The 256-nt window shown below is 63.7% G+C and carries 1 protein-coding gene; it reads right to left on the minus strand.

Annotated features, from left to right (window positions below; all coding sequences use genetic code 11):
- A partial coding sequence (locus tag AC1RP1_RS08410; RefSeq protein ID WP_481762792.1) for a hypothetical protein occupies nt 1-256 on the minus strand: 256 nt, incomplete at both ends.

A 256-nucleotide genomic window follows, 5' to 3' on the forward strand; every position in this document is an offset into this window, starting at 1 on the left:
GCATTTGGGTGACCAACCAGGTGGTCCGCATCCGCTGCGTCTGGGCGAGGACTCCGTGGGCTTTCGACTTGGTCGCGTAGTTGCTGATGAGGTTCTTGCCTGCGCCGCTGCGGCCGGGCTTGAACAAGTAGTCGCTTTCGGCGAGTTCGTCTGCCCGGCGGACGAGGATGGTCTCCCACCGGTGAAGCACGGGGACATGTCGGGTGCGACCCTCAGCGACGTAAACGAGGACGACACCGTCGATGGTGGTGACGTC

The sequence above is a fragment of the Dellaglioa sp. CoH-56-MRSF-13 genome, assembly GCF_056782095.1.